General features: G+C 69.7%; 15 protein-coding genes. 4 read left to right on the forward strand and 11 right to left on the reverse strand.

The features are described from left to right. Positions 1–233: 233 nt before the first annotated feature. The 4 genes from OG306_RS14980 to OG306_RS14995 form a co-directional block, all read right to left on the reverse strand. A complete protein-coding gene (locus OG306_RS14980; protein WP_266746673.1) occupies positions 234–2,147 on the reverse strand; it encodes a PQQ-binding-like beta-propeller repeat protein in 1,914 nt (637 codons plus the stop codon). A gap of 106 nt (positions 2,148–2,253) precedes the next feature. Next, entirely contained in the window at positions 2,254–4,194 is a 1,941-nt protein-coding gene (locus tag OG306_RS14985; protein WP_266746674.1) for a PQQ-binding-like beta-propeller repeat protein, read from the reverse strand. 247 nt (positions 4,195–4,441) lie between these two features. After that, positions 4,442–6,286, reverse strand: coding sequence for a PQQ-binding-like beta-propeller repeat protein (locus OG306_RS14990; RefSeq protein WP_371665372.1), 1,845 nt, complete (start codon positions 6,284–6,286; stop codon positions 4,442–4,444). A gap of 115 nt (positions 6,287–6,401) precedes the next feature. Further along, a complete protein-coding gene (locus OG306_RS14995) occupies positions 6,402–8,216 on the reverse strand; it encodes an ABC-F family ATP-binding cassette domain-containing protein (protein ID WP_266746676.1) in 1,815 nt (604 codons plus the stop codon). A gap of 146 nt (positions 8,217–8,362) precedes the next feature. On the opposite strand from OG306_RS14995, the gene OG306_RS15000 reads away from it, so the two are divergent. Continuing rightward, positions 8,363–8,614, forward strand: a complete 252-nt coding sequence (locus tag OG306_RS15000) for a type II toxin-antitoxin system Phd/YefM family antitoxin (protein ID WP_266746677.1) — start codon at positions 8,363–8,365, stop codon at positions 8,612–8,614. Then, positions 8,611–8,871, forward strand: a complete 261-nt coding sequence (locus OG306_RS15005; protein WP_266746678.1) for a Txe/YoeB family addiction module toxin — start codon at positions 8,611–8,613, stop codon at positions 8,869–8,871. Before OG306_RS15000 ends, OG306_RS15005 begins: the two co-directional genes overlap by 4 nt. Positions 8,872–8,883: 12 nt before the next feature. Here OG306_RS15005 and OG306_RS15010 read toward each other — a convergent pair whose 3' ends face one another. The 6 genes from OG306_RS15010 to rsmI form a co-directional block, all read right to left on the reverse strand. Further along, a complete protein-coding gene (locus OG306_RS15010; protein ID WP_266746679.1) occupies positions 8,884–9,777 on the reverse strand; it encodes a 4-(cytidine 5'-diphospho)-2-C-methyl-D-erythritol kinase in 894 nt (297 codons plus the stop codon). Next, positions 9,774–10,733, reverse strand: a complete 960-nt coding sequence (gene rsmA, locus OG306_RS15015) for a 16S rRNA (adenine(1518)-N(6)/adenine(1519)-N(6))-dimethyltransferase RsmA (RefSeq protein WP_266746680.1) — start codon at positions 10,731–10,733, stop codon at positions 9,774–9,776. The genes OG306_RS15010 and rsmA overlap by 4 nt, the downstream gene beginning before the upstream one ends. A gap of 79 nt (positions 10,734–10,812) precedes the next feature. Further along, positions 10,813–11,328, reverse strand: coding sequence for a ubiquitin-like domain-containing protein (locus OG306_RS15020; protein ID WP_371665373.1), 516 nt, complete (start codon positions 11,326–11,328; stop codon positions 10,813–10,815). 121 nt (positions 11,329–11,449) lie between these two features. After that, the gene (locus tag OG306_RS15025; protein WP_371665374.1) at positions 11,450–12,316 is read right to left on the reverse strand and encodes a TatD family hydrolase; all 867 of its coding nucleotides are present in this window, start codon (positions 12,314–12,316) and stop codon (positions 11,450–11,452) included. A gap of 96 nt (positions 12,317–12,412) precedes the next feature. Then, complete coding sequence (locus tag OG306_RS15030; RefSeq protein WP_266746682.1) at positions 12,413–12,796, reverse strand: hypothetical protein; 384 nt, start codon at positions 12,794–12,796, stop codon at positions 12,413–12,415. A 177-nt stretch (positions 12,797–12,973) separates the two neighbouring features. After that, on the reverse strand, positions 12,974–13,852 hold the full coding sequence (rsmI, locus tag OG306_RS15035) for a 16S rRNA (cytidine(1402)-2'-O)-methyltransferase (RefSeq protein WP_266746683.1): 879 nt from the start codon (positions 13,850–13,852) through the stop codon (positions 12,974–12,976). A 215-nt stretch (positions 13,853–14,067) separates the two neighbouring features. On the opposite strand from rsmI, the gene OG306_RS15040 reads away from it, so the two are divergent. Next, complete coding sequence (locus OG306_RS15040; protein WP_327349736.1) at positions 14,068–15,834, forward strand: dolichyl-phosphate-mannose--protein mannosyltransferase; 1,767 nt, start codon at positions 14,068–14,070, stop codon at positions 15,832–15,834. A gap of 354 nt (positions 15,835–16,188) precedes the next feature. Here OG306_RS15040 and OG306_RS15045 read toward each other — a convergent pair whose 3' ends face one another. Further along, complete coding sequence (locus OG306_RS15045) at positions 16,189–17,325, reverse strand: IS701 family transposase (protein WP_266746685.1); 1,137 nt, start codon at positions 17,323–17,325, stop codon at positions 16,189–16,191. Positions 17,326–17,583: 258 nt separating this feature from the next. On the opposite strand from OG306_RS15045, the gene OG306_RS15050 reads away from it, so the two are divergent. Beyond that, positions 17,584–18,372, forward strand: a complete 789-nt coding sequence (locus OG306_RS15050) for a hypothetical protein (protein ID WP_266746686.1) — start codon at positions 17,584–17,586, stop codon at positions 18,370–18,372. The last annotated feature ends 47 nt before the right edge of the window (positions 18,373–18,419 follow it).

The raw sequence follows: 18,419 nt of genomic DNA on the forward strand, positions 1-18,419 counted from the left end.
GACCCGGCAAGCTACACGCTTGTTCGACGTTGCGGGCGTCTTACCGGCCAAAAGGCCTGAATGGCCGACTCGGCGCGCATTCAAGATCAGTTGACAGCCCGACGTGTTCGACCGGGCATCGATTCGATCCGCCTGTCGACCATTACCGTTCGACGACGGCAGCGTCCGGGCCGTAGACGTGTGCGGGGGTGGCGCCGACGAACGGACGCCACCCCCGCGCATACGGCGGGCAGTTACTCCCTGATGAAAGCGATCGTCAGGCGGCGGCTCGTGTCCAGGGATCCCATGGGCTTACTCGCCATGGTGCTGGCCAGGTACAAGTGCCCCTCGTTGTAAAGGAATTCGGAGAAGTCCGGCGTGAAGCTGGTCTCCGCCTCGCGGACGGACCGGTCGCTCGGGTTCTCCATCAGCACCGTCTGCTTGAACGTGGCACCGTCGATGGAGACGACCTGGCCGCCCTTGTCGTACGGGGGCATCCGGTACGCGATGATGTTGCCGCCGTCCATGCGGACCGGGAACATCGTGTAGCGCTCACCCGCGTCGGCCCGGTCGCTGGTCGGCTTGCCGGTCGTGAGGTCGAAGGAGACGATCTCGTTGGTGTCGCCGTACTCGCCGGTGCCCTCATGGGCCTCGGTCGGCACGTAGATGCGGTTGTTGCCGACGGCCAGCTGGCTGCAGCTCTCGACCTCGGTGGAATGGCACCGCGCGGCGTACTTCTCGCCGTCCGCCGCGATCCTGGTGAGCAGCTTGCCGGTGGAGGCGTCGATCGAGAAGAAGTCCGAGATGCCGCTGCCGTCACCGGCGGTGTCGCCGACGTCGGCCGCGACGACCAGCGGCTTGGTGGAAACGATGCTCGCGTAGTCGACACCGGGCGGCATCTTGTACGAGGAGATCGGGGCGCCGGTCGTCGGGTTCAGTGCCTGGATGACGAGCTGCGGGTCTTCGTACGTACCGCACTTGCGGACCACGGCGAGCGCGTCGCCGCCGCCGTAGCCGGTGTCGTAGCAGCCGTCGGTGGAGACCTTGGGCTTCCAGCGCTCGGCGCCGGTGTTGAGGTCGAACGCCGCACCGCCCTCGGTACCGGCCGCGGCGACCGTGGTACCGCTGAGCGTTATCTCGTTGTACCTGACCGGCGCGTCACCGCTGGTGGCGGCGGTCACCGACTTGCTCCACATCAGCTTGCCGGTGTTCAGGTCGAGCGCGCCGACCTGGTTGCACGGCTGGTACTTCTTGGCCGCGGTCGGCTTGCCCGCCTCGAAGGCGATGGCCGTCTTGTAGTCCTTGGACATGTGCCGGGAGGCGGCGCAGACCTGGCCGGCCAGCGGGATGGACCACAGCTTGGTCCCCTTGGCCAGGTCGTAGCCGACGATCTCGTTCAGACCGGACTTCACGTATGCCTTGTCGGTCAGCCAGGAACCGTCGACCTTGGTGGTGTCGGTGACCTTCGGCAGCGGCAGCTGGAAGGCGACCTTGGACCTGGGGTCCGCCGGTGCCTTCTCCCTTCCGCCGCCACCGACCGCGCCGCTCCGGCCGCCGCCCTTGCCCTCGGCGGTGCCGCCGCTGGTCTGGGACGCCTCCTCCTTCTTCTTCTTGCCGTCGTCACCGCCGCTGGAGGAGTACCAGATGCCACCGGCGACGATCAGCACGACGGCGACCGAGGCGGCGACGATGATCTGCATCTGGGTGCTGAATTTCTTGCCGCCGTTCCCGTCGCCGTTCCCGTTCTGCTGCGGCGGGTACTGCTGCTGCATCGGGGCGGTCGGGTAGCCGTACCCCTGCTGGGGCGGCTGACCGGGCGGCAGGCCCTGCGGGTAGCCGTACCCCTGCTGCGGCTGACCGGGCACGGGCGCCTGCGGGAAGCCGTAACCGGGCTGCGGCTGACCGGGCACGGGCGCCTGCGGGAAGCCGTAACCGGGCTGCGGCTGACCCTGCGGGTAGCCGTAACCCGGAACCGGCTGCTGCGGCGGGCCCGCGGGCGGCGGGGCCTGCGGGGCGCCGAATCCGCTCGCGGGCGGGGTGGCCGGCTGCTTGCCGAACGGGTCGGCGGGCGGCGGTGCCGGCGCGCCGAACCCACCCGGCGGGGGGTCCTGCGGGGCACCGAACCCACCCTGGGGCGGCTCGTTGGGCGGCTGGGGCGGCTGCGTCATGGCGTACGTACCTCGGGGGGGAAGGGAGAGTCGGTGAGTCGGGGCGGGCAGCGGCAGCGCGAAGCGGCTCGGGCCGCTGCCCGCCGTGAGAGGTCTTCGTGAGCCGTCAGTTGCCGAAGGCCATCATGGTCTTCGTCTCCAGCTCTTCCTTGTCGTTTCTCGCGCTGACCCGTCCGCTCGCGATGAAGGAACGGCCACCGGCGTAGACGATCTTCGTGTCGTAGAAGGTGCTCTCGATCTGGGACGTCGACACGGGGTGCTTCAGCACCATCTTCACGGCGCCGCCGGTCGGTGCGAGGGTGGCGATCCCGCCGCCCTTGCTGTAACCGGCCTCCACGTACAGCAGTACGTCGGCGCCCTCCATGCGCAGCGGCTTCACCATGCGCTCGGCCGGGGCCGCGGCCTTCCACTTGGGCTTGCCGGTGTTCAGGTCGAACGCCACGACCTTGTTCGTACGGGCGAGGCCGCTGGAGTCCTGCGAGGTCGCGATGTAGAACGTGTTGGCGTCGGCGGCGACACCGGTGCAACCGTCCAGGGACTTACGGAAGATCGCGAAGGCGCTTCCGCAGTCCGGCGCGAACTTGTCGCCCTTGTCACTGACGAGCCCGGAGCGGAACGAGCCGTTCTCCTTGAGGGAGAGGATGCTCCACTCCTTGTCCTTCTTCAGGGAGACCACCAGCGGGCTCACCGAGAAGACCCGGTCGATCTCCCAGCCGCGCTTGGGCCGGTAGGTCCACTTGGGCTTCCCGGTGGTCGGGTCGAGCTCCTGGACCTGGTGCTGCGGATTGTAGACGTCGTCGGTGCGGCAGTTGGAGGCGGCGATCAGCTTCGGCCCGCCCGCGAAGGCGAACGGCTGGCAGTCGCCCGGCTGCTTGCCGAACAGTTCCTTGCCGTCGCTGACCTGGTACGCGCTGGAGTTGCCGGTGCGCCCGACCGCCACGGTGTTGCCGCTGATGGCGAGCGAGATCTCCGACATTATGTCCCAGATGCCGTTCTTCTTGATCGACTTCTTCCAGCCGGCCTTGCCGGTGTTGAGGTCGATCATCTGGAGGTCCGCGCAGACCGCCTTGTCGGTGGTGCCGTTATTGATTCCGATGACGATCTTGCCGTCGGTGGTGGTCTGCGAGGGCGCCGCGCACAGGTCTGCGGGCAGTTTCAGCGTCCACTTCTGCTTGCCGTCGGCCACGGAGTAGCCGGAAATGCTGCGGTACATGCCCTTGACGACGGTGTCGCCGACGACCCAGGGGCCGTACACGTCCGAGCCGTTGCGCGGCAGGTCGATGTCGTTCTTCTGCAGCCAGAGGACCTTCGCCTCGCCCGGCTTGCGGCCGGCGTTGAGGTCGTCGTCGCTCTCGCGGCCGTCGCCGTCACTGTTGCCGTTGCCCTCGTCGACGGAGGGCGAGGTGCTCGGCTTGGCGTCGTCGCTCTTCCCCGCGACGGGCTTCTTGTCGTCGCCGCCCCCGTTCGTGGCGACGAAGATGCCGCCGCCGATCACGAGGAGCGCGACGACCGCGGCGCCGACGATCAGCGCGGGCTTGCGCTTGAAGAGGCTGCCACCGCCGGGGCCGCCCGGGGCCGGTGCGCCGGGGTACTGCTGCTGCGGGTAGCCGTAACCGGGCTGCGCCTGCTGGCCGTACGGGCCGGGCTGCTGGTTGTACGGGCCCGGCTGCTGCGCCTGACCGTACGGACCCGGCTGCTGGTTGTACGGGCCGGGCTGCTGCGCCTGACCGTACGGACCGGGCTGCTGGCCGTAGGGGCCCGGCTGCTGCTGGTTGTACGGGCCGGACTGCTGGGGATGGCCGTAACCGGGGGCCTGACCGGGTATCTGGCCCGGCGCCTGGCCGGGGGACTGAGGATAGGCGTAACCGGGCTGCGCGGGCGGCGGGGACTGCGGAGCCGGCGGGGACTGCGGCGGCGGGGACTGCGGCGGCTGCGCGGGCGGCGGGGTCTGCGGCGGCCCCTGGGGCGGCTGAGGACTTCCCGACGGCGGCTCCTGCGGTGCGCCGAATCCCCCCTGCGGCGGTTGCTGGCTGGGCGGCTGGGTCATCAGCACGTCCCCCTTCGTGCGGTCCGGTGCCCGTTCCGGTCTCCCCCGCGATTCCGCGGAGTTCGAAGGGTCCGACAAGACCCCGTGAACTCCGCGGAAAGGAGCGAATCGGGCATGGATCCCGCAGTGTTACGACAGTCGAGCGGGGCTTCTTTGTACCACCCGCGTCACCACGGACACCGGGTCGGTCCACCCCCTGTTCCCAAGGGAGAACCGGCCCGTGATGCCGCCGTTACGCCTCGGACCGTCAGTTGCCGAAGCCCACGATCGACTTCATCGACTTCTCCGCCTCGTCATCGATCCCGCTGATGCTCGCGTGCACAAGGAAAGAGCGCCCGTTCGCATAGGCGACCCGGGAAAGGAAGAAGCCCCTTTCGACCGCGGAGGCCGCCGCCGGATGCCGCAGCACCATCTGCGGTGTGCCACCCGTGGGCGGGAGGGACGCGATACCGCCGCCCTTGTTCTTCTCCGCCGCCACATACATCAGCAGCCTGCCGCCCTCCACCCGCATCGGCATCATGGTCTGACCGGCCGGCGCCGCGGCCTTCCACTTGGTCCGACCGGTGTTCAGGTCGAAGGCCACGACCTTGTTGGTGGGATGGCGGGCCGCCATGTCGGGCTTCGTCGCCAGGTAGACCGCCCGGTCGTCGGCCGTCACGCCGAGGCAGTTGTCGAGACTCTTGCCGTCGGTGAGGAGCTCCTCGTCGCACTCCGTCACGTAGTCCTCGGTGCCACCGACCAGTTGGGAGCGGTAGGTGCCGTTCTCGTTGAGCACGAGGACGGCCCACTTGTCGTCCTGCTTCAGCGAGACGACCGGTGGGTTCGCCGAGTAGAACTGCGCGACCTGCCAGCCCTTCTTGACCTTGTACGTCCACTGGACCTTGCCGGTGACCGGGTCGATCCGCTGCACCTGCTGCTCCTTGTGGTCGTCGGCCGCCGTCTGACAGCTGGTGGCGGCGATCGCCACGGGACCGCTCGCGAAGCCGAACGGCTGGCAGTTCCCCGGCAGTTTCCCGAAGAGCACCTTGCCGTCACTGACCCGGAAAGCATCCGTCCTGGTGGTGCGCCCCACGGTCACGGTGTCGCCGTTGATCGCCATCGCGACCTCGGAGAGCTCGTCCCAGACGCCGTGGCGCCTGTAGGTCTTGTGCCAGCCGGCCTTGCCGGTCGTGAGGTCGACCATCTGGAGCGCGTCGCAGAACGCCCGGTCCCCGTGGCCGGACTTGATCCCGAGGACGATCTTGCCGTCGGCGGTGGCCTGCGAGGGCGCCGCGCACAGATTCGACGGCATGCGAAGGCTCCACTTCTGGCGACCGTCGGTGACCGAATAGCCGGAGAGCGTGTGGAACATGGCCTTGACGATGGTGTCGCCGACGATCCAGGGGCCGTACACGTCCGAGCCGTTGCGCGGCACGTCGACGCCGCCCTCCTGGATCCAGAGGACCTTCGCCTCGCCCGGCTTGCGCTGGGCGTTGAGCGCGTCGGCCTCCGCGCGGAGGTCGCGCGTGCCCGGACTCGGGTTCCCGGCCTTGTCGTCGCCCCCGTCACCGGAGGAGCTCGGCCCGGGATCGGTGCTCGCCTTCGCCGTGGGCTTCGACGCGTCGTCGCCGCTCCTGGCGAACCAGATGCCACCGCCGGCCAGCAGCACCACCGCGAGCACGCCACCGATGACCGCTCCGCGTCGCCCCCGGAAGAACCCTCCGCCACCGGGCCGCGGCTGTGGCTGCGGGCTGAATCCGGGCTGCGGCTGCGGCGATTGGCCGTACGGACCGGGCTGCGCGGGGGCGTTGTACGGACCGGGCTGCGTCGAGGCGTTGTACGGTCCCGGCTGCGCGGGGGCGTTGTACGGTCCCGGCTGCGGCGGCGCGTTGTACGGACCGGGCTGCGGAACACCGTACGGCCCCGGCTGTACGGGCGTGCCGTACGGCCCTGCGGCCTGGCCGGGCGCATCGTACGGCCCTGCGGCCTGGCCGGGCAGCGGCGCGGAGCCGTATCCGGGTGGGGGCGAGGACGGCTGAGCCGGCCCCGGTGGCGGATCGTACGGGGCCCCGAAGCCTCCCTGCGGCGGTTGCTGGCCGGGCGGCTGGGTCATCAGCACGTCCCCCTTCGTGCGGACCGGTCCGGCGTCTGTTACCTGCGCCGGGCGAGCATCCTTTCTACCACCCGCCCCACAGACCACACCGGTCACACCGAAGGCACCGCAGCGATCAGGCTTCCTCGGCCAGTTCCAGCCAGCGCATCTCCAACTCATCGCGCTCCGCGACCAGTTCGCGCAGCTCCGCGTCCAGCTTCGCCACCTTCTCGAAGTCCGTGGCGTTGTCCGCGATCTGGGCGTGCAGCGCGGTCTCCCGTGTCGACATCTTGTCGAGCTGCCGCTCCACCTTCTGCAGTTCCTTCTTCGCCGCGCGTGCGGCCTGCGGGGAGACGGTCGCGGCCGGCGCGGCCTTCTCCTTGGCCGCGGGCGCGGCGGAGGGGGTGGCCGCCTCCTCCATCCGCTGCCTGCGCTCCAGGTACTCGTCGATCCCACGCGGCAGCATCCGCAGCGCGCGGTCGCCGAGCAGCGCCATCACCCGGTCCGTGGTGCGCTCGATGAAGAACCGGTCGTGGGAGATCACGATCATCGACCCGGGCCAGCCGTCGAGGAGGTCCTCCAGCTGGGTCAGGGTCTCGATGTCGAGGTCGTTGGTGGGCTCGTCGAGGAAGAGGACGTTCGGCTCGTCCATCAGCAGACGCAGGATCTGGAGCCGGCGCCGCTCACCGCCGGAGAGGTCGCCGACCGGGGTCCACTGCTTCTCCTTCGAGAAGCCGAACTGCTCGCAGAGCTGGCCCGCGGTCATCTCCCGGCCCTTGCCGAGGTCGACCCGGTCCCGTACCTGCTGCACCGCTTCGAGCACCCGCAGGTTCGGGTTCAGCTCATGGACCTCCTGGGAGAGGTAGGCGAGCCTGACCGTCTTGCCGACGACGACCTTCCCGGCGGCGGGCTGGGTGTCGCCCTGCGTACGGGCCGCCTCGGCGAGCGCCCGCAGCAGCGAGGTCTTGCCCGCGCCGTTGACCCCGACCAGGCCGATCCGGTCGCCGGGGCCCAGCTGCCAGGTGAGGTGGGTGAGCAGCGTCTTGGGTCCCGCCTGGACGGTCACGTCCTCCAGGTCGAAGACGGTCTTGCCGAGCCGCGCGTTGGCGAACTTCATCAGCTCGCTGGTGTCGCGCGGCGGCGGCACGTCGGCGATCAGTTCGTTGGCCGCCTCGATGCGGTAGCGCGGCTTGGAGGTACGGGCGGGGGCGCCACGGCGCAGCCAGGCCAGCTCCTTGCGCATCAGGTTCTGCCGCTTGGACTCCTCGGTCGCGGCGATCCGCTCCCGTTCGGCCCGGGCGAAGACGTAGTCGCTGTAGCCGCCCTCGTATTCGTGGACCGTGCCGCGCTGGACGTCCCACATGCGCGTACAGACCTGGTCGAGGAACCAGCGGTCGTGGGTGACGCAGACGAGCGCCGAACGGCGTGCCCGCAGATGGCCGGCGAGCCAGGAGATGCCCTCGACGTCGAGGTGGTTGGTCGGCTCGTCGAGGACGATCAGGTCCTGCTCGGCGATGAGCAGCTTGGCCAGCGCGATGCGGCGCCGCTCACCGCCGGAGAGCGGCGCGATGACGGTGTCCAGACCATGCTCGAAGCCCGGCAGGGCGAGCCCGCCGAAGAGCCCGGTGAGCACGTCGCGGATCTTGGCGCTGCCCGCCCACTCGTGGTCGGCGAGGTCGCCGATCACCTCGTGGCGGATGGTCGCCTCCGGGTCGAGCGAGTCGTGCTGGGTCAGGACGCCGAGGCGCAGCCCACCGCTGTGGGTGACGCGGCCGCTGTCCGCCTCCTCCAGCCTGGCGAGCATCCGGATGAGGGTCGTCTTGCCGTCGCCGTTACGGCCCACGACACCGATCCGGTCCCCCTCGGACACCCCGAGGGACACGCCGTCGAGCAGGGCACGGGTGCCGTACACCTTGCTGACCTGCTCGACATTGACCAGATTGACGGCCATTTCACTCCTGCCCCGGGGGATCGATCGACTTCCCAGGGTACGGGGCGGCGGCGGTGCGATGCCCGCTCGCCCTTGCCGCCCACCGCCTCCCGGACGTACGCTTTCCTGTACGTACAGAATTCTGTACGTACAGCTGGGAGGCGAACATGCGGACCATGACCTACACCGAATCGCGGGCGAAGTACGCCGAGACGCTCAACGCGGTCGTCGACGACCGCGAGGAAGTCATAGTGACGCGAGCCGGACACGAACCGGTGGTGATCGTCGCACTCGACGAGTACGAGTCCCTGAAAGAAACCGCCTACCTGCTCCGGAGCCCCGAGAACGCCCGCCGCCTGCTGGCCTCGATAGAGCGCCTGGAGTCCGGTGCGGGCATCGCACGGGAGCTCGCCGAGTGAAATTCGTCTGGGACGAGTCGGCCTGGGAGGACTACGTCTGGTGGCAGGCGCAGGACCGGAAGATCCTCAAGCGGATCAATACGCTGTTGCAGGATGTCGCCCGGAACGGGAACGAGGGCATGGGAAAGCCAGAGCCCCTGAAGCACGGTTTCCAGGGGTTCTGGTCCCGCCGGATCACCGATGAGCACCGGCTCATCTACAAAGTCGTGAACGAAGAGGTCCGCATCGCCGCCTGCCGCTACCACTACGGCCGGTAGCGGCAGCCGGTGTCAGACGACCGTGGCACCCGGCGCCGGGGAGACCGCGGCCCGGGCGTCGCGGCACGTGCCCGAGGTGATCAGCACCTCGGCCACCTTCCGGGCCGACTCCTCGTCCGCCACCAGGAACGCGGTGGTCGGCCCGGAGCCCGAGACCAGGGCGGCCAGGGCACCGGCCCCGGTGCCCGCGGCGAGGGTGTCGGCCAGCGAGGGGCGCAGGGACAGGGCGGCGGGCTGGAGGTCGTTGCTCAGGGCGTCCGCGAGCGCGGTGGTGTCCCCGGCGCGCAGTGCGGCGAGGAGCGCCGGTGAGGCCTCCGGTGCCGGGACGTCCGTACCGGCCGTGAGCCGGTCGAACTCACCGTAGACGGCCGGGGTGGAGAGCCCGCCGTCGGCGACCGCGAAGACCCAGTGGAAGGTTCCGCCGACATCGATCGGGGTCAGCCGCTCGCCGCGGCCGACGCCGAGGGCCGCGCCGCCGACGAGGCTGAACGGGACGTCGCTGCCCAGCTCCGCGCAGATGGCGAGGAGCTCTTCCCGGGTGGCGCCGGTGGACCAGAGGGCGTCGCAGGCCAGCAGGGCGGCGGCACCGTCGGCACTGCCGCCCGCCATGCCGCCCGCGACAGGGATGTCCTTGGCGATGTGGATGTGCACATCGGGGGCGATGCCGTGCCGTTCGGCCAGTGCGATCGCGGCGCGGGCGGCGAGGTTCGTCGCGTCCAGCGGGACCTTCGCGGCGTCCGGGCCCGAGCAGGTGATGCGCAGCTCGTCGGCGGGGGTGACGGTGACCTCGTCGTACAGGCCGACGGCGAGGAAGACGTTGGCCAGGTCGTGGAAGCCGTCGGGGCGCGGGGCGCCGACCGCGAGCTGGACGTTGACCTTGGCCGGTACGCGGACGGTGACGCTCACTCGCCCCTCCCGGAGGGCTCGTTACGGGCGTTCCCGGCGGGCTCGTACCCGGCAGGCTCGTTCCCGGCAGGCTCGTACCCGGCAGGCTCGTACCCGGCGGGCTTGTTCTCGGCGATGGCGGCGAACTCCTCGACCGTCAGCGCCTCGCCGCGGGCCTGCGGCGAGATCCCGGCCGCGACCAGTGCCGCTTCGGCGGCGGGCGCGGAGCCCGCCCAGCCGGCCAGAGCCGCCCGCAGCGTCTTGCGGCGCTGGGCGAAGGCCGCGTCGACGACCGCGAAGACCTCGGTCCTGCTCGCGCTCGTCGCGATCGGCTCGGTGCGCCGGACCAGCGACACCAGACCGGAGTCGACGTTCGGGGCGGGCCAGAAGACGTTGCGGCCGATGGACCCGGCCCGCTTGACGTCCGCGTACCAGTTGGCCTTCACCGACGGCACACCGTAGACCTTGTTGCCCGGCCGGGCGGCCAGCCGGTCGGCGACCTCGGCCTGGACCATGACGAGGGTCCGCTCGATCGACGGGAACCGCTCCAGCATCGTCAGCAGGACCGGCACGGCGACGTTGTACGGAAGGTTCGCGACCAGCGCGGTCGGCGCCGGGCCCGGCAGCTCCCGCACCAGCATCGCGTCGGAGTGCACCAGCGTGAACCGGTCGGCGCGCCCCGGCATCCGGGCGGCGACCGTGGCCGGCAGGGCGCGCGCCAGCACGTCGTCGATCTCGACGGCGACGACCCGGTCCGCCGCCTCCAGCAGCGCCAAAGTCAACGAGCCGAGCCCGGGACCGACTTCGACGACGACGTCGTCCGGGCGGACTTCCGCCGTCCGCACGATCCGGCGAACCGTGTTGGCGTCGATGACGAAGTTCTGACCGCGCTGCTTGGTCGGGCGTACGCCCAGCTCTGCGGCCAGCTCGCGGATGTCTGCGGGGCCCAGGAGGGCATCGGGCTCAGTGGTGCTCACCCGGTAAGCGTACGGCCGCGGCGCGGCCGGGGGCTCGCGCCCATCGCGCACACGGCTTCTCCGGCCGGGCGCCGGGCTCCTACCTCCGCGGCCGGACCACGACCTCGTCGCCGTCGGCGAGTCCGCTGCCGAGGGCCGGTGTGACGCTGTCGCGGGCGGCGAGCGTGATGCCCTCGTCGGCGAGGAACTCGTCGATCTCGCTCGCGAAGGTGTGCAGGGTGCGGGGCCTGCCGTCGACGTCCAGCGTCACCGCCTTGTCGCAGGCCACGAACGCCGTGGTGCCACCGGCCAGGAACGCGACGACGAGGGCCTGTGGGACGAGTCGGCGCAGGCTCTCGGGCCCGGCCGGGGCCCTGTGCCGCGGGGCGGCCCGGCGCGCCACCACCCGACCGCCGGTGGCGCCGGTGGCGGGCGGGCGGCCTGGCGACGGCAGGTCGACGACGGTCGGGGCGTGGACCGCCCAGGCGGCGAGCGTCAGCCGCTCATGGAGCGGGACGGACGCGGGGGCGGCGGCCGGAAGCGGGGCGGGCGGTCGCGCCACCGCCGTACGCCCACTGCCGCGTGCCGCGCGGTGACTGCCCTTCGAGTTGCTCACGATGCTCCAGAGGATCCGATCGGCCGGCTCGCCTGATGGCGCCCGGGACAATAGCGGAGCATCGGTGACTCTCCAAAACGGCTCGACCGCGTACCGTCACCAACGGGTGGGTACGTACGACTCAGTAGTCGAACGCGCGAGCGGTGTTGTCGACGATGGCCGACGCCAGGGCGTCCTCGTCCACGCCCTTCACCTCCGCCATGGCACGCAGCGTGACCGGAATGAGGTACGGCGCGTTGGGCCGTCCGCGGTACGGGGCGGGGGTCAGGAACGGCGCGTCCGTCTCGACCAGAACCAGTTCCATCGGCGCGACGGACAGCGCGTCGCGCAGCGGCTGGGCGTTCTTGAAGGTGACATTGCCCGCAAAGGACATGAAGTACCCGGCGTCCGCGCAGGTCCGGGCCATGTCGGCATCGCCGGAGTAACAGTGGAAGACGGTCCGCTCGGGGGCGCCCGCCTCGGCGAGGACGCGCAGCACGTCCGCGTGCGCCTCGCGGTCGTGGATGACCAGCGCCTTGCCGTGCCGCTTGGCGATCTCGATGTGGGCGCGGAAGGACTCCTCCTGCGCGGCCATGCCCTCGGGGCCGGTACGGAAGTAGTCGAGCCCGGTCTCGCCGACACCGCGTACGTGGTCGAGTGCGGCCAGCGCGTCGATCTCCGCGAGCGCCTCGTGCAGCGCCGCTGTCCCGCCCCCTTCGCGCGCCCCCTGCCGTGACCGCCCTTCGGGATCGCCGTGCACGATGCGCGGCGCCTCGTTGGGGTGGAGGGCGACCGCCGCGTGCACGCTCGCGTGCGCGGCGGCGGTCTCGGCCGCCCATCGTGAACCGGCCACGTCGCAGCCCACCTGGATCACCGTGGTCACGTTGACCGCCGCGGCCCTGGCCAGGCCCTCCTCGACGGTCGCGTCCTGCATGTCCAGGTGGGTGTGCGAATCGGCGACCGGCACCCGGAGGGATTCGGGCAGCGGCGGGGCTTCGGTACGGCTCATGACGACGATCGTACGAGGACCGCGCCGGGCGCCTCGCCGGCGGTGGAAGCCGGACGGCCTTACGACCTCACCCGCGATGGAGAGCGGGTGAGGTCGTTACCTGCGATGGAAGGGGTGCAGCAGGTCGGACAGGTGCCAGTGGTGCTGCGCGCCCGCGGGTGCGGCGGCCATGGCCTCGTCGTCCTGGGCGCCGATGCCCTCGACGGGCGGCCGCGTGGGCCGGGGCGTGTGAAGCAGATTCTGGACGGCCGAGACCCGGCCGGCCCCCATGATCCGGACCACGTGCCCGTCGCAGTTCACGCAGCTGGGCCGCGAGAGCGGCGAGGGAACCCGCTCCCCGTTCGCCTTGTATATGACGTAGTCGTTGTTGGAGCCGTCGGCGTGGTGCTCTATCTCGTAGGCCTGTTCCCAGCCGTGTCCGCACTTCATGCAGGCGAAGGCATACGCCTCATGGACGGTGGTAGGTGTGATCTCGCTCATGCCTGCTCCTTTGGTCCGCCGGACGGGCACTCCGGAGAATGCGTCCTTGGTCCAGTGGACGCCCTTACCAGCGGCAGCGCATCGGACCGTGACGAGTGTTGGAGCGGTTTTGGCCATCTCGTGGCAGAAAGGCCCGGTACGCGACTCCCGCTTTGCTTACGAGATCAGTTCGTTGACCTATGCGGGGCCGGTTCGCTCCGCATTCTTTGCCGCCACGACCGCGTCGAAGACTTCGCGCTTGGGCAGCCCCGCGTCAGCGGCCACGGCGGCGATGGCTTCCTTGCGTCGCTCCCCCGCCTCTTCACGCACCCGCACCCTGCGTACCAGCTCCGCGGCGTCCAGTTCCCCGGGTCCGGAGTCGGCCGCGCCCTCGACGACGACGGTGATCTCACCGCGTACGCCTTCGGCCGCCCAGGCCGCCAGCTCGCCCAGCGGGCCGCGCTTCACTTCCTCGTACGTCTTGGTCAGCTCCCGGCACACGGCCGCCCGGCGGTCGGCGCCGAAGACCTCGGCCATCGCCGCGAGGGTGTCGTCGAGCCGGTGCGGGGCCTCGAAGAAGACCATGGTGCGGCGCTCGTCGGCGACCTCGCGCAGCCTGCCGAGCCGTTCGCCCGCCTTGCGCGGCAGGAAGCCCTCGAAGCAGAACCGGTCGACGGGCAGCGCGGACAGGGCGAGAGCGGTGAGCACCGCGGACGGGCCCGGGACCGCGGTGACCTTGATGTCCTTCTCCACCGCCGCGGCCACCAGCCGGTAGCCGGGGTCGGAGACGGACGGCATCCCGGCGTCCGTGACCAGCAGGACGCGGGCGCCGCCGGTCAGCGCCTCGACGAGTTCGGGCGTACGGGCCGACTCGTTGCCCTCGAAGTAGGAGACGACCCGCCCCGTGGTGTGGATGCCGAGCGCCTGGGTGAGGCGGCGCAGCCGCCGGGTGTCCTCGGCGGCGACGACATCGGCCGTTTCCAGTTCGGCGGCGAGGCGTGGCGGGGCGTCCGCCACATCGCCGATGGGGGTTCCTGCGAGTACCAGCGTTCCAGTCGTTCCAGTCACATGAGCCATCCTCCCAGCACGGGCGACAGCGCTCGTGCCGTGACCGGCGGTGTCTGCCCGGAAGGAGCGTCGTCCAGTGCGTGCGATCGCAAGGCGGCCGGAGCCCTGGTAGCGGCGCTGCCAAGGCTTTTGGCCGACGCCGCGAGCGTGCGTGCCGGGCGGCGCGACGGGGCAAAGCTTGCCGGGAGGGGCACTGGCACAGACGCGTTCCCTACGATGGCGCGGTGACGAGTACTGCGCCCGAGGCCCAGCAGGGTCAAGACGCCGGGGAACCGCACGGCGAAGAGCCCGCCTCCTGGCAACAGCGGCTACGCCGCTTCGGCCATGCGACGCGGCCCGGAATCGGGCTGCGTGAACGGCTGGTGCCGCCGTACACCCGGCCCGGCGCCCAGTTGTGGGCGGTGCTCGGGATTTCCCCGCCGCTGGCCGGGCGCCTGGTGCGCTGGTCCGCCTGGGGTGGTCCGCTGCTGGTGGCGCTGGTCGCGGGGGTGCTGCGGTTCTGGAAGCTGGGCAGCCCGCACGCGCTGATATTCGACGAGACGTATTACGCCAAGGATTCCTGGGCGCTGATCAACCAGGGTTACGAGGGCAACTGGCCCAAGGACATCGACAAGCTCATCCTCGACGATCCGTCGAAGGTGCACGTTCCGGTGGACCCGGGCTATGTGGTGCATCCACCGGTCGGCAAGTGGATCATCGGGCTCGGGGAGCACTTCTTCGGTTTCACGCCGTTCGGCTGGCGGTTCATGGTCGCGGTGCTCGGCACGCTGTCGGTGCTGATGCTGTGCCGGATCGGCCGGCGGCTGTTCCGCTCGACGTTCCTTGGGTGCCTGGCGGGCACACTGCTCGCCGTCGACGGCCTGCATTTCGTGATGAGCCGCACCGCGCTGCTCGACCTGGTACTGATGTTCTTCGTGCTGGCCGCTTTCGGTGCGCTGCTGATCGACCGCGACTGGGCGCGGCGCAGGCTCGCCGCGGCGCTGCCGGTCGACGAGGAGGGTGTGCTGCGCCCCGATGCCGGGGTCGCGGAGAATCTGCGCCTCGGCCTGCGCCCGTGGCGGCTGGCGGCCGGTCTGATGCTGGGGCTGGCCTTCGCCACCAAGTGGAACGGCCTGTACATCCTGGCCGGCTTCGGTCTGATGACGGTGCTGTGGGACGTGGGCGCGCGCCGGACCGCGGGTGCGGTACGGCCGTACCTGGCGGTGCTCAAGCGCGATCTGCTGCCGGCGTTCGTCTGCACGGTCCCGGTCGCGATCCTCACGTACCTCGTGTCCTGGACCGGCTGGATCGTCACCGACAAGGGCTACTACCGGAACTGGGCGCAGACCGACGGCAGGGGCGGCAACTGGACGTGGCTGCCGGACTGGCTGCGCAGCCTGTGGCACTACGAGTACCAGGTCTACGAATTCCATGTGAATCTGACCTCCGGCCACACCTACCAGTCCAATCCCTGGAGCTGGATCGTGCTCGGCCGGCCCGTCTCGTACTTCTGGCAGGAACAGCCGGGCTGCGCGGCATCGGAGACCGGCAAATGCTCCCGCGAGGTGCTGGCCATCGGGACGCCGCTGCTGTGGTGGGCGGCGTGCTTCGCCCTGGTGTACGTGCTGTGGCGCTGGTTCTTCCGGCGCGACTGGCGGGCGGGTGCGATCGCCTGCGGCGTGGCGGCGGGCTGGCTGCCCTGGTTCCTCTACCAGGAGCGGACGATCTTCCTCTTCTACGCGGTCGTGTTCGTACCGTTCCTGTGTCTGGCGGTCACGATGATGATCGGCGCGATGCTGGGCCCGGGGGTGGGGAGCGGCCCCCGGCGGGAACTCGGCCTGGTGACCGGCGACGCATCGGGCGAACGGCGGCGGACGCTGGGGGCTGTCGCCGCGGGCGTACTGGTGCTGCTGATCATCTGGAATTTCATTTATTTCTGGCCGATCTACACGGGAACGCCGATCCCCGACGGGTCGTGGCGGGACCGGATGTGGCTGGACACCTGGATCTAGCTGGGTGGAACCACCGAGAGGCCGCAGTCATCGACTGCGGCCTCTCGGTGGTTGTTGGTCATCGTCGGTGTTCGTTGGCCGCCCTTGGACGGCCCACAGGCGGCCCGGCTACCAAGTCATTCCGCCTGCGAGTAGGTGGTGGCTAGGCCGGGCCGCCCCCAGCTCTCCTAGTACTGCAACGACACTTCGTGATGTCCTCTGCGTTTGTAGTGGCTGATGCGAGCTCGTGCTTGGCTCTTTCTTCGCCATACGGACCAGGCGAGTACGTACTGGAAGCCATGGCGGACGGGAAAGCAGATGCGGTTGAAGAGACGCCGGGCCTCGTTCATGGTCACGGGTATGAGGGATCCCTCGCTATCGGTTTCGGGACCCCCTTTTTGCCTCCGCCCGCAGGATGGCGAGGAAGGCGAGGGCGGCCATGGAGAGAGTTATGTGCCGGTACCACGCGGTATAGCCGCGGACTTGGTAGTGATCAAGTCCGGTCTCGTTCTTCGCGGCCTGGAAGCATTCCTCGACCATCCACCGGGACCCCGCGATCCGCACGAGTTCCTCAAGAGGCGTCCCGGTCGGGGAAAAGCAGATGTAATAGGCGATGTCCGTGGGGTCGGTAAGGCTGCGGCGTGCCAGTAGCCAGTGGTCCCAGCCCTCGCGGCGCCAGGGCCGGATCGGGGCTGCCGCCCAGTCGTAAACCCTCGGCCCATGAGCACCGTTGCCGCAGTTCAGAGTCTTCCACTCATCGTCGGCAAGCTGGCTGATCAGCTCGTGGGCGCGGGCCTGACCGAAGAATTCCATGGTGATGACCATCTGCGATTTCGGAACCACCAGCACGTGAGGTATTTCGTGTTCCTCCAGCCACAGTCGGATTCGGCTTGTCTGGCCGTAGACTTCATCAGCAGTCACCCAGCCAAACGGGATCCCAGCCTCCACCGCGCGTTGCAGCATGCGCAGTCCCAGGTCGGGTTTGGTGGCGAACTCGACATCGTCTTCGATACCGGCCGCCCGGCAGCGTTGACGGTCCGACGTCCAGCCCTTCGGAAGATACAGCTCACGGTCTATCAGGGCACGCCCCTTCTCGGATCCGTAGGCCAGGAAGACTCCGATCTGAGAATTCTCAATCCGGCCGGCCGTCCCCGAGTACTGTCGGGCCACACCCGCCGACCGGACGCCCTTCTTCAGGAATCCCGTCTCATCGAGGATGAGAATTCCCTGTTCGGGATCCCCGAGGAGTTCCACGACCGCGTCGCGGACGTCGTCGCGCAGAGCCTCGGCGTCCCACACGTAGTGGTTCAGCACACGCTGCATGCCCTGGGGGCCGTCATCGCCGACGGTCTCCGCCAGGGTCCAGCCGTTCTTGCGTTCCGTCTCACTGAGCAGTCCCCGCACGTAGGACACCACCCGCCGCCGCGACTCCACACGCCCGAACCGACCCGCGAACCGCGCCACGAAGTCATCGAATACATCTGACCAACCGTCAGTTATCTCTTCCTGCATGCAGCGATCAACGAGGCAGCGTCCACAACGTCACGGAGTGTCGTTGCAGCACTAGGGCGCGTATCGGGTCGTGATCAAGGGGCGGTCCGGGTGAGGCCTTTGATCCAGACATCGGGGCTCGGAGGTGGAGGCCGGCGAGGTGGCTGGCGAGGGTCTTCCTTTGGGTCCTCCCCTATTGCTGACGTGACAGCCCGCCGGCCACGGTAGGTTCCGCGCAACAGCGGATGACATCACGTCACACCCAGGGGGCAGGTACAGATGGTCTCTTCGCAGGTACTTCTCGGCGACGACGATGCCGAGACTGTGCTCGACGCCCACGGCCTCCGGGTGGTCAACCAACATTCCCGCGCCGAGATCCCGCTAGCGGTGGTCCAGGAGGCCCGGACCGACGGCGGGCGGCACGTCGAGATCGTGCTCACCGACGGGGTCGTGCACCGGGTGGACGGCCGCAACGCGACCGCCGCCACCGGGTTCGTGACCGCACTGACCGCCGCACTGCCCGAGCAGCGGGACCCGGCCGGGAGTGCACGGGTCACCGTCACCGCTCTGAAGCAGCCGGAGAAGGACAAGCTGGAGCCGGTGGTACGGCTGCGGCTGGCGATCATCGGCGCCCTCATTCTCGCGTACCTCGGGTACGCGATCTGGGTCGGCGCCACCCGCGGGCCGGACGTGATCTTCGTGATCGTCGGGATGGTGCCACTCGCCATGGGCCTGATCATGCTGTTCTGCGCCGTGCACGACACGCTGCTCGATCTCGCGCTGAGACGGCGCGGGATCACCGTGTTCGCCGCGTTCAACTTCAGGACTCGGGATGGGGCTGCCTGGTACAAGTTCACCGACACCGACGGCGTCGAGCGCAGCCACCGGGGCAAGAACCGCGGACCGCGGACCCGGGTCACCTACGACCCGAAGAAGCCCTGGCGAACCTCCTCACAACTGGCATGGGGCCCCCTGGTGGTCAAGCTCTTTGCCCTCACCACTGGTGGAGTGCTGATGCTGCTTGCCGGCGTCGATGTGGCGTTCCTGATTCCGCTCATGCCGGAATGAAGTCGCTCTGGGCACCGGGGCGAGTTCAGGTTGTGGTCAATCTGCGG

It is taken from the genome of Streptomyces sp. NBC_01241 (genome assembly GCF_041435435.1).
Lineage (GTDB): Bacteria > Actinomycetota > Actinomycetes > Streptomycetales > Streptomycetaceae > Streptomyces.